The 15,240-nt window shown below is 37.4% G+C and carries 14 protein-coding genes; 2 read left to right on the top strand and 12 right to left on the bottom strand.

Features of this window, described 5'->3' with window-relative positions; all coding sequences use genetic code 11:
- Positions 1–760: 760 nt before the first annotated feature.
- The 10 genes from REI64_RS15510 to REI64_RS15465 form a co-directional block, all read right to left on the bottom strand.
- Positions 761–1,318 carry a hypothetical protein gene (locus REI64_RS15510; RefSeq protein WP_308851053.1) on the bottom strand — a complete coding sequence of 186 codons (558 nt, stop codon included), beginning with the start codon at positions 1,316–1,318 and terminating at the stop codon, positions 761–763.
- Positions 1,319–1,452: 134 nt separating this feature from the next.
- Positions 1,453–2,358: a DMT family transporter gene (locus REI64_RS15505; protein ID WP_308851052.1), complete on the bottom strand. Its 906-nt coding sequence runs from the start codon at positions 2,356–2,358 to the stop codon at positions 1,453–1,455.
- A gap of 32 nt (positions 2,359–2,390) precedes the next feature.
- Positions 2,391–3,107 (bottom strand): pyridoxine 5'-phosphate synthase, encoded by a 717-nt coding sequence (locus tag REI64_RS15500; protein WP_308851051.1) that lies wholly within the window; start codon positions 3,105–3,107, stop codon positions 2,391–2,393.
- 291 nt (positions 3,108–3,398) lie between these two features.
- Positions 3,399–3,752 (bottom strand): DUF6370 family protein, encoded by a 354-nt coding sequence (locus REI64_RS15495; RefSeq protein ID WP_308851050.1) that lies wholly within the window; start codon positions 3,750–3,752, stop codon positions 3,399–3,401.
- Between the two features lie 391 nt (positions 3,753–4,143).
- Positions 4,144–7,272, bottom strand: a complete 3,129-nt coding sequence (locus REI64_RS15490; protein ID WP_308851049.1) for a CusA/CzcA family heavy metal efflux RND transporter — start codon at positions 7,270–7,272, stop codon at positions 4,144–4,146.
- Between the two features lie 131 nt (positions 7,273–7,403).
- Complete coding sequence (locus REI64_RS15485; RefSeq protein ID WP_308851048.1) at positions 7,404–8,498, bottom strand: efflux RND transporter periplasmic adaptor subunit; 1,095 nt, start codon at positions 8,496–8,498, stop codon at positions 7,404–7,406.
- A 3-nt stretch (positions 8,499–8,501) separates the two neighbouring features.
- Positions 8,502–9,761: a TolC family protein gene (locus REI64_RS15480; RefSeq protein WP_308851047.1), complete on the bottom strand. Its 1,260-nt coding sequence runs from the start codon at positions 9,759–9,761 to the stop codon at positions 8,502–8,504.
- Between the two features lie 249 nt (positions 9,762–10,010).
- Positions 10,011–10,325: an HPF/RaiA family ribosome-associated protein gene (locus tag REI64_RS15475; RefSeq protein ID WP_308851046.1), complete on the bottom strand. Its 315-nt coding sequence runs from the start codon at positions 10,323–10,325 to the stop codon at positions 10,011–10,013.
- Positions 10,326–10,568: 243 nt separating this feature from the next.
- A complete protein-coding gene (locus REI64_RS15470) occupies positions 10,569–11,933 on the bottom strand; it encodes an ATP-binding protein (protein ID WP_308851045.1) in 1,365 nt (454 codons plus the stop codon).
- A 5-nt stretch (positions 11,934–11,938) separates the two neighbouring features.
- On the bottom strand, positions 11,939–12,616 hold the full coding sequence (locus tag REI64_RS15465) for a response regulator transcription factor (RefSeq protein WP_308851044.1): 678 nt from the start codon (positions 12,614–12,616) through the stop codon (positions 11,939–11,941).
- A gap of 103 nt (positions 12,617–12,719) precedes the next feature.
- Here REI64_RS15465 and REI64_RS15460 point away from each other — a divergent pair, with 103 nt between their 5' ends.
- Together REI64_RS15460 and REI64_RS15455 are read left to right on the top strand one after the other, a co-directional pair.
- On the top strand, positions 12,720–13,022 hold the full coding sequence (locus tag REI64_RS15460) for a metalloregulator ArsR/SmtB family transcription factor (RefSeq protein WP_308851043.1): 303 nt from the start codon (positions 12,720–12,722) through the stop codon (positions 13,020–13,022).
- 10 nt (positions 13,023–13,032) lie between these two features.
- A complete protein-coding gene (locus tag REI64_RS15455) occupies positions 13,033–14,085 on the top strand; it encodes an LLM class flavin-dependent oxidoreductase (protein ID WP_308851042.1) in 1,053 nt (350 codons plus the stop codon).
- Between the two features lie 61 nt (positions 14,086–14,146).
- On the opposite strand, the gene REI64_RS15450 is transcribed toward REI64_RS15455, so the two are convergent.
- Both REI64_RS15450 and REI64_RS15445 read right to left on the bottom strand, forming a co-directional pair.
- Positions 14,147–14,944 (bottom strand): DUF3667 domain-containing protein, encoded by a 798-nt coding sequence (locus REI64_RS15450; RefSeq protein WP_308851041.1) that lies wholly within the window; start codon positions 14,942–14,944, stop codon positions 14,147–14,149.
- Positions 14,945–15,027: 83 nt separating this feature from the next.
- The gene (locus REI64_RS15445; RefSeq protein ID WP_308851040.1) at positions 15,028–15,207 is read right to left on the bottom strand and encodes a hypothetical protein; all 180 of its coding nucleotides are present in this window, start codon (positions 15,205–15,207) and stop codon (positions 15,028–15,030) included.
- Positions 15,208–15,240 lie beyond the last annotated feature (33 nt).

Raw genomic sequence — 15,240 nt, 5'->3', positions numbered from 1 at the left:
GTTGTAATATGCTGTTCGAAATCTATAATATCAAACTACTTATTGAGGAATTTTTAATTCCATTTTATTCAGAAATAAAAAACTTATTATATGCTTTGGAAGTTGCAAACTCTGAAGAGCAGGGTTTAATATATGTTTTAAGAATTAACGTTTTTTAAAATAAACGAAAAATGGTCATCACCAAGATAATGATTGACAAACCTGTATAAATTGTTTTTGTATGTTTAGCTAACCAATTTGGTAAATAGATGTCAAAATTGTCTTTTTCAGAGGAACTGTATTTACGAGCAAGTAAAGTTAATGGGCAGGTCCATTTAAAAATTACTAAAATCAATCCCTCTAATAAGATAAATCCCCAAGCTGCCCAGAACCAAAAATCTAAATGGTTAGTAATAACGGCATAGAATATATAAACAATTAGGATGTTATAAAATATCCATATTGCCGTATGTAGAATTTTAATATTTCTAAGATGTTGAGAGCTCAAATCAGTTGTTGTTTTTTTATTTATTTATTAGTGATAACGTCAAAAACCATCAGACAGGTTTGAATAAAGTTTCTTAGTGCTCACATCAATTGAAGTTCATAGATAACAATAATTTATGAGAAAGATTTCTCTATTTCGCTGCGCTTCAAATCGAAATGACGACTAACGTTTTAATTTTTTGGTTTTTAGTCTTTTATATTTAGTCTTAAGCCTTAATCTTTAGTCTTTAACCTTTAGTCCTTCGCCTTTAATCTTCAGTCTTTGGTCTTCAATCTATTTCCTCACTTTCCAACCTTCTTCCTTATCATATTTTAAGCGATAAGTTTTGGTTAAGAATTCGCTGTTCTCTTCTGGTTTGCTTTGAAAAGGAGCAAAAGGAGTATTTACTTTTTTAAGCGATACCGTTACTTTAGCAGTTGCATCATTTACTTTGGAGAAATCTACAGGTTTTTCCTCAGTTAGCTCATAGGTGACAGCTTTTACTGTGGCTTTATCTGCATCTTGTTTGAGTACAAATTCGCTGGCTTTCTGGGTAAGTTTAGCACTATAAACGTAACTGCTGTCTTTAGAAAGGAATTTCTTTTTTGAACTCAATAAGGTTAAAGTTATATAGCCTTCATTAGCCAATTTGCGATAATTTTCCAACTCTGCATATTCTTTTTCGGTATTGAATTTCAGCTCTCCAAAATCAAATCTGGTGGTTTTGTATTCGGGGTTTCCTTTTAGGTAAGTGATAATTACCTTGCCAGCTTCGTCTGTATTGATGGTGGAGTTGTTTTTGCAGGCAAAAAGGATAGTGGTTATTAGGACGATTAATATTATTTTTTTCATGATGTCGATTTCAATTTAATTTTCCTCCCTCTTCAATTTACTTCGTAGAGCTTCGGTTCTCCCTCCAAAGGGAGACACTTGATGCCTATGCGATATGCTCATTCCTCTCCTTTGGAGGGGTTAGGGGAGGCCGTTTATTTTCTAAAGCTATTCGCTTTCTTTAAATTTTCCAAATTTGGAAGGATCATTGATGATAAAATAATCACCACGCCAATCCATCTAATTAGGCTAACTTCTTCATGCAAAACCAATGCCGACATGCTCACAGCAACAGGTAGTTCTGCAGAACTTAGAATAGAACTTAGCGTTAAACCGATTTTAGGAATACCAGAAGCAAAACACAAAGGTGGAATTACCGTTCCGAAAACTGCTAAAATTAACCCCCATTTTAACAAGCTACCACCTAAGGCTCCATTAAACAAGAAAGTAGGAGGAAGTACCAAAAAAATCAATATACAAGCTCCGGTTATCATTAAGGCGCTTTTTTGTAAGGGTGGATATTCGTTGCCCAAATTGCCGTTCAGCATTAGGAAAATAGCGTAGCACAAGGCCGCTACCAAACCATAGCCAATGCCAACGATGTTTAGCTTGGCGGCAGATTGTTCAAAATAACCGCTAGCAGCAATGGTTCCCAATAATATCATGATAATAGCAAAGACCTGCAGGGAGTTAGGTTTTTTCTTGAAAAAAATAAACTCCAGTAGTACACTGATCCATACAAACTGCATTAAAAGAATAATTGCCACCGAGGCAGGAATTAACTTTACGCATTGATAATAGGTTAAACTCACCAAACCCGTGAAAGTACCTGCCAAAATGAGTTTAACCCAATGTGTTTTGATGATTGGTTTAGGTTTATCTTTGGCTTGTGTTTGGCGCTGAATGAGATAAACGCTCCACAATAATATAGCACCAAATAAAGCCTGTGTTCCTGTAACATCGCCTAAACTATATCCTTCGGCATAAGCCAGTTTTACGAAAGTAGATAGAATGCCAAAGCTACAGGCACCAAATAGAACGAGAATAATGCCTTTGAGCATAGTTGTGGTTAACTGTTTATTTGGTTAATCGGTTAACTGAGTTGTGCTAAATAACGTTTAATAGTTTCCTCTAAGCCCAAATAAAGGGCATCGCTAATTAGGGCATGACCGATAGAAACTTCTAATAATCCGGGAATGGTTTGTGCGAAATATTTGAGGTTGTGCAAATCTAAATCGTGACCTGCATTGATGCCGATACCCAGCTCATTTGCTTTATGTGCTGCTGCCAAGTAAGGCGCAATTGCTTTTTCTCTGTTGTTGTAATATTGTTGAGCGTAAGCTTCGGTATAAAGTTCTATTCTGTCCGTTCCTGTTGTTAAGGCTGCTTCTACCATCTCAACCACAGGGTCAACGAAAATAGAAACACGAATGCCCGCATTTTGGAAAACAGTCACCATTTCTTTTAAGTAATCTTGATGTTTAACGGTATCCCAACCGTGGTTAGAAGTAATCTGACCTTCGGCATCTGGTACCAAGGTAACTTGAGCAGGTTTGTTGGCCAATACTAAATCCACGAATTTTTGTTCACGGCAATTGCCCTCTATGTTAAATTCGGTAGCAATTACAGCTTTTAAATCAAAAGTATCTTGGTAACGGATATGGCGTTCATCTGGACGCGGATGCACCGTAATGCCTTCTGCGCCAAATTTCTCGCAATCTAACGCTACTTTAACCAAATCAGGATTATTGCCGCCTCTGCTGTTGCGTAGGGTTGCAATCTTGTTGATGTTAACCGATAACTTTGTCATGGGGCAAAGATAGGGTTTAGCCACGGATGCACAGATAAAAATAAATTGATTTGAGATTTATATTATATTTTGAGTACCTGTTGTGCATTTAGCCACAGATGCACAGATTTTTTTTTAAAATAAAATTGAAGCAAAAATATTGTCGCTCAATAAAGGTTTTTAGTTCAAAAGTTCAGTTTTTGTATGTTTTAAATCTGTATTTCATTTGTGTATCTGTGGCTAAATCTAATAAATGCACAAGAGACTTTGAGTATATAATTTTAAATAAATCTGTGCATCTGTGGCTTTAAATTATTTAGACTTCGGTTTTTTGGTTTTCTTGGTGTCTGCAAGCTGGATTGATTTCGCTTTAAACCTTCCTTCAACTATCTCACCAGTTACGGTTGCCTTTCTAATAGCGTTGCAAAAACCATCGTCTGCATGGGCATCGCCAAAATCATTGATACCTCTGCCATCTACGAAATAAGGCTTTCCGTCAATTTTAACAGCTAAATCGCAGCCTTTACCATCCATTTTAAACATACATTCGCCACAAGCAATTTCTACCTGCTTTTTCTCGATTTTAGTTGCTTTGGTTGGAGTTTCTTGTGCGTTGGTTATAAATACAAATGTTGCAAATAATAGGAATATGCTTAATTTTTTCATGATTGTTGATTTGGTATTACAAATATGGTAATTATAAGCTTTTTCTTTTAATGATTTATATCAAGTCTTTGCGTCACTTTGCGAAGTCCTTTTTCTCTTTGCATTAAATTAACCGCAAAGGATTTTGAAGTTTCGCAAAGAACGTGAAGATGTGGCGGTTAACTTTGTTAATCTTTTAGGCTTAGGATAGTAGATTGACAAAGTTAGTTTTTAGTACAGGCGTTGCGTTTTAAACCTGATTGTAGCGGATGCCGATTTTATCGGCAGAAGCGGAAAGCAGGGCTACCATTTGCGATGGAATGATAGCCCTGCTTTTCAGTCATAATTTTTAAAATTATATTTTTAGATTTCTCACGTGCGTTCGAAATGACGACCGAGTTGTCTAGTTTTTCTACGCAATCACTTGCTGTAAATGTTTCACTTTTTTCTTATAACTCCAATAGAATACAATTGGATACACAAACAAATTAAACAGTGTGTTTGTAATTAAACCACCAATAACCACCACGGCCAAAGGTTTGGAAGCTTCGGAACCTATTCCTGTAGATAATGCTGCTGGTAACAATCCAATAGCTGCCATTAGTGCTGTCATAATTACGGGACGCATTCTGGTAGCAATACCATCTTTAATAGAGTCTGCAAAAGTCCAAGTTGGGTGGTGCTTTAGCTCTGCAATGTTGCTTTTGAACTTTGTGATGAGGATTACACCATTCTGCACGCAAATACCGAACAGTGCGATGAAACCAATACCCGCAGAAATATTGAAGTTAATACCCGTAGCGAGCAGTGCTAAAATACCACCAATCATTGCAAACGGAACATTATTGAGCACTAGCAAAGCATCTTTCACGTTTCCGAATAAAATGAACAGGATAAAGAAAATCAATAATAAACTAATAGGAACTGCTTGAGAAAGCTGCTTGCTCGCTCGCTGCTGATTTTCAAAATCTCCTGCCCATTCTAAACGGTATGGCTTTGGTAACTTAATTTCTGCATTTACTTTTTGCTGCGCTTCGGCAATTACACTTCCCATATCGCGACCACGGATAGAGAATTTAATAGCACCGTAACGGGTATGTTTGTCGCGGTAAATCATACTTGGACCAGTAATTTTCTTAATTCTGGCAATTTCGCCCAATGGCACTTTTGAACCCGAAATGGTAGGCACCCGCAAATTAGCAATAGCCGTTTCGTCATTTCTAAAATCTTCTGGGTAACGGATAATGAGATCGAATTTCTTCTCGCCTTCGTAGATTTGCGTAGCAGCTTTACCACCAATGGCCATTTCTACTACAGCGTTGGCATCGGCTGTGCTTACGCCGTACAAGCCCATTTTACGCTGACTTAAATCTATCTGCAACTCTGGCTGACCTAAGTTTCTTAAAATTCCTAAGTCTTCGATACCATCTACTGTTTTTAAGATATTGAAGATTTTCTCTTCTTCTTGCTCGATGAACTCGAAGTTATCTCCAAAGAGTTTTACAACGATAGAACCTTTCACGCCAGAAACGGCTTCCTCTACATTGTCAGAAATAGGTTGCGAGAAGTTTAAGCTAATGCCTGGAAATCCTTTCAGTTTCTCCTGCATGCGTTCAATCAGCTGCTCTTTGGTCTGTTTTCGCTTCCATTCTTTCTTTGGGTAGATGTCGACATGGAACTCCATATTGTAAAAACCAGTTGCATCTGTTCCATCGTTAGGTCTACCTGTTTGCGATAAAACCTGCTTTACTTCCTCGAAACTTAGGAAGATTTTACGCATCTCGTTCGACAGCTTTTTGGTTTCATCTAAGGAAATACTCAGTGGTCCAGTAGCACGGACATAGATAGAACCTTCATCAAGATTCGGTAAAAATTCACTACCTAAGAACTTGAAACTAAAAATTCCGACAATTAAAACAACAATAGAAGTGTAAAATGCAATCTTTTTGAATTTGAAGCACTTATCGTAAGCTTTTAAAGTGTATTTGGTGATGAATTCTAGAAAGATATTGTGCTTTTCTTTCACATTCTTCTTTAATAAAATACTAGCCATGGCCGGCACCAAGGTAAAGGTGAGCAATAACGCACCTAATAAGGCAAAACTCAGTGTCCATGCCAATGGCGAAAACATTTTACCTTCTACTTTTTCGAAGGTGAAAATAGGCATCAAACCTGTAATGATAATTAGCTTTGCGAAGAAAATTCCTTTACCATTCTCTAAACAAGCTTTTTTGATTAAGCCCAACTTGCTGATTTTGTTGAACTTTTCCATACCCACTTTTCGGGCTTTTTGGTCGAGCACAACGAAAATCCCTTCTACCATGACCACTGCACCATCTATAATAATCCCAAAATCGATGGCACCCATAGATAATAAATTGGCCGACATGCCTTTCATTTTCAAACAAATGAATGCAAACAACAATGCCAAAGGAATAACGATGGACACGATGAGGGTAGTTCGCCAATCGGCCATGAAAAGGAATACGATAACGGTTACGAACAAGATACCTTCGAACATATTGCCCATTACGGTGTGTGTAGCGAAGTTTACCAAATCTTCACGATCGTAAAACGATTTGATTTTTACATCGTCTGGCAGGATGTTTTCGTTGATATCTTCAATCTTGATTTTCAAGTTTTTGATGACTTCACTTGGATTTTCGCCCTTGCGCATCACAACAATGCCTTGCACCACATCGGGGTCGTTATCTCTACCTACCTGACCTAAACGTGGTAGGGCAGCTTCGGTAACTTCGGCGATGGTTTTTACATAGATGGGGATGCCGTTGTAATTGTCTACGACAACATTGTTAATTTCTTCGATGTTGTTTAGTACACCGATACCTCGCACTACGTAGGCTTGTCCGCCTTGCACAATCACATCGCCACCTACGTTAATGTTACTTTTAGAAACTGCTTCGAACAGTTCGGTAGCAGTAACATTGTATTGTATCGCTTTTTGTGGGTCAACCGTAATTTGATAAGTCTTTACTTCGCCACCAAAACTAACGACATCAGCAATGCCAGGAACTGATAATAGTTCCCTTTGGATCGTCCAATCTTGAATGGTTTTCAGTTCTTTAACTGATTTTTGGTCGCTGCTTAATGTATAACGGAAAATCTCGCCAGTTGGACCATAAGGTGGCTGTACTTCGGGCTGAATGCCTTCTGGCAAATCTGCTTCTTCGATGTGATTGTTCACTTGCACTCGGGCAAAAGCGTAGTCTACCTCGTCATCAAAAGTTATTTTTACAATAGACAACCCGAATAGGGAAGAAGAACGGATACTCGTTCTTTTTTCTGTAGGGTTCATTGCTATTTCTAGCGGACGGGTTACAAACTTTTCTACCTCTTCGGCACTTCTGCCTGGCCATTGCGTAATGATGGTAACGTTGGTATTGGTTACATCTGGGAAGGCTTCTATAGTAGTTTTCTTAAAACTCAAGTAGCCCGCCAATACCAATAGAAAGGTGGTAAAAAAGATGAAATATTTATTCTTTAAAGAAAACCCGATAATGGTTTTGATGAATTTATTCATGTTGTTTTTTACTTGTTCGTCATCTCGAACGCAGGTGAGAGATCTCTAAGCTAAGGACTACTAACTAACAGATTTAGCGTTGCTTTCTTTCAGTTCTCCTCATACTTCGTCGAAATGACGGCATATGGAAATTACTTCAAACTCTCGAAAAGAAACACCTGTTTAGATGCCACGACCTTATCTCCAGCGTTTAAACCTTTACTCACATACGTGCGATTGCTGGTTTTACGACCAATCTCTATCTCTTGTACTCGTATTTTTTCCTTTGGATCTAACACCAGCACATAGTTCTTATTCTCATCGAATATCACCGCTTTAGGATTGATTGAAGGTAAATTGATATCTGATTTTGCAGCTACTTTCACGGTCGCCATCATGCCTGGTTTTAAGCTTAAATCTTTGTTGGAAATGCTTACCCTTGCATTAATTACCCTACTTTCATTATCAATTGTATTGTAAATGCGTTCAATTTTGCCTTTGTATGGTTTTTCAGGATAAGACAATACAGATACTTCTACTTCATCGCCTTCTTTCAGCATTGCAAACTCCGATTCGTAAATGTTGATGACTGCCCAAACATTTGATAAATCTGCCACTTTAAATAAGGCATCTTCGTTGTCGGGACGTAATTGCATATAGCTATTTACATTCTTTTCAATAATAAAGCCAGCAATGGGTGAAATGAGGTTGTAATTCCCTTTGGCGTTGCCGCCATTCAGCCTCAAAGTAGTTTTTGCACGTTGTAGTTCAGCCTTTTTAATGACCAAATCGTTTCTAACTTCTTCAAGTTCCTTTGCAGAACTTAATCCGCTATTATATAGTTCTTCTGTTTGTTTCAGTGCTCGTTCTGCAATTTTCAACTCTGCTTCGGCGCTAATTACTTCTTTATCGAAACCAGCCATTTCGGCACTGCTTACAGTAGCTAGTAATTGTCCTTTATTTACTTTATCGCCAATTTTTACATTTACTGCGCCTACAATACCACTTACCATTGGGTAAATGGAAGCTTGTAGGTCGTCATTTGCGGTAATCTTTGCCGAAAAATTTAGATCCATGCGGTTATTTGGCGACTGCACCGTATCGATCAATAGATTACTGATGAGCGAATCTGTGACTTCAAATTTATCATCCTTAACAGTTGTGTTAGTTGTTGTGCAACTTTGGGAAATGATAGCCAATAAGACAAGAGTGAAAATTGAATTTTTTAATGATGAAAAATAAGACATGCTTTATTTGAATATGCTGGTTCCGGTAACAAAATTGATTTCTTCTTTAGCGTTGATACGCTCGTATTGCAGCTGATTGAACTGCAGAACACTTTCCTTGTACGATTCGTAAAAATCAAGGAACTCTAACAGACTAATGTTTCGTTTAGCAAAGTTATTGGTCACTTCGTCTATCAGTTTCTGATAATCTTGGTTAAATTCTTGATCTCTACCTGCGAATAGGCTTTCGATACGCTGAATATTTTGAAGAGCTTTAAAAACTTCGTTTGATAGCGTATTTTCTACCTGATTGTAAACAGTCTGTTGAGCTTCTATCGCTATCTTCGCCTTTTTAATCTCTCCTTGGTTTCTGTTAAAAAGTGGAATAGGAATGCTAATTCCAATTCCTGTATATTTTTCTGGATAACTTCCTTTCAAATCGTAAACCAGTGAAAGCTGCACATCTGGAATGGCGTTTGCCTTTTGTAATTTAAGGTTCTGCTGTGCATAGGTGATTGCAGTTTGTGCCGATTTTAAATCTATCCGGTTAGTTTTTGCAGAATCTAACAATAAAGTATAAGCTAATGGTGATGGTTTTGCTTGTTGTTCATCAATAACTACAGTTTCAATTATCGTATTTGAATTTACTTGTGTAAGTAGTTTAAGCTCGGCAGAAAGTTCGTCTATTTCTGTATTGATTTGATGATATTCTGCCTGCAAACTATATAGCAACGATTTGATACGAATGATATCCTTATTGGCGATATTGCCTAAACTTAACTGCTTATCAGATGCTTTAAGCAATTGTTCTAAAGCTTTACCCTGACTGCCGTAAATTTTTGCCGATTGCTGTGCTGTATGTAACTTGAAGAAGGTACTACGTAATTGGTACCGCAGTGTGCGCATCAAATCGAAATACTCAAATTCTTCTAGCTTTACTGCAGTATTTGCCAACTGTATGCTTTTGTTACGCTTACCAGCCAACTTAAAAAGCTGTGACACTTGCGTATTAAACTGCCCAGTTGCGTAAGAAGTTTCTAGAAATCGCTTGGTTTCATGATTGTACAATAGATTTTCGTGAGTAATTTCTGGATTGTCGAACAATTTCGCCGTAATCACATCGGCCTTTGCCTGTTCAATTTCATATTTTGCTAACAAAAGTTGATAATTGTTGATTACAAAAAGCTTTTCGGCTTCCGTTATACTTAATTTTAGGGTGTCTTGAGCTATAGAGGCTTGTGCAAGCCCAAAAGTGCAACAGATGAATAATAACTTGATTTTCATTGTTGCCAAAGCTATTTTGACGGAATTAAACGCAAATTAAATCGAAATTAAAAAGCGATTAAAATGGTTTAGCAGTGTAAAATTCCCTCTCATTTTCAAGAAGAGGGTTAGGGTGAGGTTTGTTGCCCCTCTCTGTCTTCGGCATCTCTCCCCAAGGGAGAGATTAGTATTTTTGAAATGTTTAGTGCTAAACAAAAAATCCGACTGTTGATTTACAATCGGATTTCTTTTTCAATATTTAAGATATGCTTATTTAGCCTGCATTTTACTAACAGTAGTATTCAATGCATTTTTGATTTTCTCTGTGGCACTTTTTAAAGCAAGATCATAAGTGTTGCCTAAGTCGCTGGCTACGATTGAAGGTTTACCCTCTATTTTTGCTTCTATTAAACATCTTTTGTCGTTTAAACCGTCTTTACTGCCATTTTCATCAGATAAATGTACGTCTATCCGAGAAATATGACTGCTATATCTGTCTAAATCTCTTGTTAGTTGCGCTTTAATTTGCGTTTCGTAAGGTTGGTGAATAGTTAAATTCTTATCGGCATTTAATTGAATATTCATATTTAGGTATTTTAAGTGTATTAAATTAACAAATAATGAATAGCCTTGTTTTTACATAGCGAAGGATTTCTTAAATTCGTTATGGTTAAGTTAATTATGTTATCCATCATCTCGGTTGGCGTGTCATGTCGAGTTTCGAGACATCTACTTATAAGATTTTAAATAGATCCTTCGCTGCGCTCTAAATGACAAATTGTCTAAACTTAACGCCATAGTTACGCATTGTTTAACGTATTAAGTTTCTCAAAAGCTATGTAAAAACCTAACGTAAAAGGTAGTTCCTTGATCTCTAGATGTAAAACTCAACTCGCCTTTGGCCAAAGTGATAATCTTGTGTGCCATGTACAAGCCCATGCCATTTCCTTTAAGGTTATTATCTTTGGCAGCACTATAGAATGGTTCGTAAATACGATTTCCAGTTTCTGCTGAAATGCCAGGCCCTTGATCTTGAATGGTGATTTCAACATACTGGCTATCTGTACTTAAAGCACAATAAACATCCTTTTGGTTCGAAAACTTAAAAGCATTGCCGATAATATTGTTCAATGCAATTTCTAATAAAGATTTGTTGAATACTAGGGTTAATTGTTCGCCATCGGTAGGGAGGTTTTGTAAATCTATGTTCAGTTGCGCTCTACCATTATTCTTTTTGTTCCAATGTGTTTGTATATTCCAAAGTAGTTCATCTATCCTGAACCGTTCTGTTTGTAGATTGCCCAATTCCAGATCTGCCTGTGCCAAGCTCATTAAGCTGTTAATAGTTGCGTTCATTTTATCTGCATCTTCAATTACAGAAAGCAGTGCTTTTTGGTAATCCTCAGCGTTTCTTGGCTGGCTGAGCGCAATCTCGGCTTCCATCAGTAAACTGGTAATTGGTGTTCTCAATTCGTGAGAAGCATTGGCTACAAACGTCTTTTGTAAAATGAAAGCTTGTTCCAAGTGGTCCATTAACTGGTTAAAGTTTTGAGCCAAGAGGTTAATCTCGTCCTTGTTTTTGGTTTCTTGAACTCTAAAATCTAAGTTGCTCGATTTAATCTTTTTTACTTCCCCAATAAACACATCTAATGGTTTTAAGATACGTTTGGCAATCCATCTCGAAGAAAGTAGCAAACCAGCGGTGATGATAATGAAAGTCAAAATCATGCTGTTTCTCAATTTATCGATACGAGAATAGCTACTTTGGTCTATGGCAGAGGCGAGGATCACAAAATCACCTTGATTATCTTTGTAGAAAATACCAACGGTTTGCCGCAGACCTTCCTTGATACGTATTTTCTTCGCCTTACGTACTCGATTAATTAAATCGTTGGTCCAAAACTGCTGGTTGTCCTTAATGAAACTCGCCTTGTTCTTTTCATCGTAAATACGAACAACCTCGCCATTTAAAGTTTCCAAATATTCTGTTTTTACTCTTCGGAGCGAATCTGCCGAGATCTCATCTGCTTCTAGATAAAGTTTAGCGTTAATAAAAGCTCTATCATTTAAACGATCGTAGAAATCGCTTTCCAAGAATTTAACGAAAATGAAATAAACCGCAAATAGCACAGCCAAAAGTACCGTGGTACTCACTAACGTAAAATATAAGGCTAATCGGTCTTTAATTTTCATCAGTTTTATTTAAAAATGTAACCCATCCCAATTTTAGTATGGATCAACTTTCTGTCGAAGCCTTTTTCCAATTTATTACGTAGGAAATTGATATAAACATCAACCACGTTAGTTCCTGTATCAAAATTCACGTCCCAAACTTGTTCTGCAATGTATTGTCTAGAAAGCAAACGGTTGGGGTTGCGCATAAAAAGCTCTAGCAGGTGAAATTCCTTGGCAGTTAACTCAATAATCTGGCCAGCACGTTTTACTTCCTTGCTTTGGATATCCAATATCACATCCTCAAATTGTAGTTGTTTATTTACGCTTGTAGTATTGAGGTTTTGCCGGCGTAACATCGCTTCTATACGTGCCAGTAATTCTCTAAAGTGAAAGGGTTTGATCAAATAATCATCAGCACCTGCTTCTAGGCCATTCACCTTATCATCTATGGTACCTAGGGCTGTTAACATTAAAATAGGGGTGTGGTCGTTGTTTTTACGTAGCGTTCTGCAAACTTCAATTCCCGTAATTTCGGGCATCATTACATCTAAAATGTACATTTGATAGTTGCCTTTGCCAAATACTTGCAGAGCCTGTGCACCATCACTTACCATCTCCACTTCATAACCGTTTTCTTCTAAGCCATTTTTGATAAGGCTGGCTATTTTATGATCGTCTTCCGCTAATCCTATTTTATACATGGTTTCAAAAATAGCGTTTTTAATTTATGACGGTAAAACACGTTTATGTCATCTCTCAATTTATTATAGGTATATCGGGAATTATCGATATATATTTGTGGTAATGAATCAAGTGGAAGTATTTAAAGCACTAGGAAATAAGAATAGGTTACAGATTTTAACATGGTTGAAAGATCCTGAGCAACATTTTATAGACTACACACCCGCTTGTAAAGATGTGGATGTTGGCGTTTGTGTAGGTCATATCCACAAAAAATCGGGACTAACGCAATCTACCATTTCCGAATATCTGGCGGTATTGCATCGTGTTGGCTTAGTTTCGGCAACCAGAATAGGGCAGTGGACTTACTACAAGCGCAACGAAGAAACCATTTCAGCATTAGGCAACTTGATTGATACTATATAGAAATTAGAAAATGAGCGAAAAGAAATCTACAGCTGCCGATGACTTGTCCCGAACTAAATTCGGGAAATCGGCACAAGTTGTACCTTACTCGGTACTTGATTTAGCTGGCGTTAGAGATGGACATGACATAGCAGATACGTTCAGGAACAGTGTTTCCTTAGCACAACATGCAGAAAAATTAGGTTACAACCGCTATTGGTTGGCCGAACATCATAACATGATCAGCGTGGCTAGTTCGGCTACCTCGGTGTTGATAGGTCATATTGCTGGTCATACCAATACTATTCGTGTAGGTTCTGGAGGTGTGATGCTACCCAACCATACGCCACTAATTATTGCAGAACAGTTTGGTACACTAGCAACTTTGTATCCCAATAGAATTGATTTAGGTTTAGGGAGAGCGCCAGGTACCGACCAATTGACCGCTTTCGAGATTAGGGGAGAGCGTTTTCACTCACCGCAGCAGTTTCCGCAAGATGTTCGTAAATTACAGCAATACTTGGGAGATGATAACTACGACAGCAAAGTACGGGCAATTCCTGGTGAAGGAACCAATGTGCCTATTTGGATTTTAGGTTCGAGCACAGAAAGTGCACACTTGGCAGCATCTTATGGTTTGCCTTATGCTTTCGCAAGTCACTTTGCACCCACTTATTTTTTCGAAGCGATTGAGATTTATAGGAAGAATTTCCGTCCATCAGCTGTGCTAAAGGAACCTTATGTGCTTTCTTGCGTAAATGTGGTAGCTGCAGATACTGATGCCGAAGCAGAGCGATTAGCTACTTCGTTAAAGATCTTATTCTCCGGAATTGTAACTAACAAACGCCGACTTTTACAGCCACCTGTAGATAGCATGGAAGGCTTATGGAGCGACATGGAGGAAGCTGCCGTAGAGCAAATGCTAGATTTTAGTTTTATTGCCGGGCCTGATAAGTTGAAGGAACAGTTGCATTCGTTTATCAATCACACCAAAGTGAACGAACTGATGGTGACGTCGCATATTTATGACCATGCCGCAAGATTGAGGTCTTATGAGTTGGTGGCCGAAGCGTTGAAGGGATAGATTATAAGGATACAAAAAGCGCTTGCTGAATTATTTCGGCAAGCGCTTCTTATATATTAACCTAAGTGCCCCTTGGTTTAATGTATTCTAACGCTTCGGGTCCCTTTGTAATAGCGTAAATAAATACTACGATCATTACAATGATTGTAAGTACAAATAAAAAAGCAACAACTAAACCGAGGCTTGCTAAAACTCTCCATATAATCTGTTTTAGTGGTTTGTCAGGATAAAAGCCTCTAAAAAACCATAAAAGTATAAATGGTACTGTTATGCTTGACAGATTGATGGCATATAAAATATAATTGGAGTGCCTTAAAATATACAGTATGGGATAAAGAAACACAATATTAATCAATGTGTAAGTAGATAGAATATAGGCGTTCATCACCACATGCTCATAATAATTATTTTTCCACTTTAGAAAAGCTAACCATGTTACACATGCAAAAACAGGAATGAGGCACAACATAAAAATTGAGCTATAGCTGGATGTGATAGTAGTGTAATCATTCATAAACTTTGAGTTCAAATGATTACTGGAAAGAACTTCCCTCAATATTTTTTCCAAGCCGATAATCTTGAAAGTAATAAAAGCTGATATACCACTAAGAACAAATGTTAGTAATATAGGCTTGTAATGATTAACCCTATTGCCATTTATAAATTCTCTAGCTGTTTTGCCAGGATTTTTAACCAATTTTTTAATAGTGTAAAGAAAACCTTTGTTGGTATGGATCAGTAGGTATTGAAGTTCATCAGTTACGTACTTTTTATCAATTCGTTTAAATCTCTTCTGACCACAATTACTGCAGAAATTTTCATTGATAGAATAGTCGCAGTTAAGACAGGTATTTGCCATAATTTAAGTAATGCAATATTATTGTTGACGGGTTTTAAGCTCTTTATTTAGTAAAGTTAACTGTATGAACGAGGGCAATAAAGTCATTGGTAAAATTGCCATCGGTATAATAGTTTTAAAGTATACTTGGTGATGTAAAAGTAGATAGCAACGCCTAAAAGCACTACCCACATCATACCGAATGCAATAAGTACACCCTTTAATAGATCTCGTTTCTTAACTAGGCTTTCGGTGCTCAGGTCAGCAAAGGGATTTTTCTTCATTGTTTACTTATAAATTCGTTCGTTTGATGTGCA

The organism is Pedobacter sp. (assembly GCF_031119335.1).
In the GTDB taxonomy this organism is placed as follows: domain Bacteria; phylum Bacteroidota; class Bacteroidia; order Sphingobacteriales; family Sphingobacteriaceae; genus Pedobacter.
This window is presented reverse-complemented; position numbering and strand designations above follow the sequence as displayed.

Excerpts from the sequence above, each read along its gene's own strand:
- REI64_RS15460 (WP_308851043.1), top strand. The coding sequence starts at position 12,720 with ATGAATCAAGTGGAAGTATTTAAAGCACTAGGAAATAAGAATAGGTTA.
- REI64_RS15500 (WP_308851051.1), bottom strand. The coding sequence starts at position 3,107 with ATGACAAAGTTATCGGTTAACATCAACAAGATTGCAACCCTACGCAAC.
- REI64_RS15455 (WP_308851042.1), top strand. The coding sequence starts at position 13,033 with ATGAGCGAAAAGAAATCTACAGCTGCCGATGACTTGTCCCGAACTAAA.
- REI64_RS15505 (WP_308851052.1), bottom strand. The coding sequence starts at position 2,358 with ATGCTCAAAGGCATTATTCTCGTTCTATTTGGTGCCTGTAGCTTTGGC.
- REI64_RS15465 (WP_308851044.1), bottom strand. The coding sequence starts at position 12,616 with ATGTATAAAATAGGATTAGCGGAAGACGATCATAAAATAGCCAGCCTT.
- REI64_RS15485 (WP_308851048.1), bottom strand. The coding sequence starts at position 8,498 with ATGTCTTATTTTTCATCATTAAAAAATTCAATTTTCACTCTTGTCTTA.
- REI64_RS15510 (WP_308851053.1), bottom strand. The coding sequence starts at position 1,318 with ATGAAAAAAATAATATTAATCGTCCTAATAACCACTATCCTTTTTGCC.
- REI64_RS15470 (WP_308851045.1), bottom strand. The coding sequence starts at position 11,933 with ATGAAAATTAAAGACCGATTAGCCTTATATTTTACGTTAGTGAGTACC.
- REI64_RS15445 (WP_308851040.1), bottom strand. The coding sequence starts at position 15,207 with ATGAAGAAAAATCCCTTTGCTGACCTGAGCACCGAAAGCCTAGTTAAG.
- REI64_RS15490 (WP_308851049.1), bottom strand. The coding sequence starts at position 7,272 with ATGAATAAATTCATCAAAACCATTATCGGGTTTTCTTTAAAGAATAAA.
- REI64_RS15480 (WP_308851047.1), bottom strand. The coding sequence starts at position 9,761 with ATGAAAATCAAGTTATTATTCATCTGTTGCACTTTTGGGCTTGCACAA.
- REI64_RS15475 (WP_308851046.1), bottom strand. The coding sequence starts at position 10,325 with ATGAATATTCAATTAAATGCCGATAAGAATTTAACTATTCACCAACCT.
- REI64_RS15495 (WP_308851050.1), bottom strand. The coding sequence starts at position 3,752 with ATGAAAAAATTAAGCATATTCCTATTATTTGCAACATTTGTATTTATA.
- REI64_RS15450 (WP_308851041.1), bottom strand. The coding sequence starts at position 14,944 with ATGGCAAATACCTGTCTTAACTGCGACTATTCTATCAATGAAAATTTC.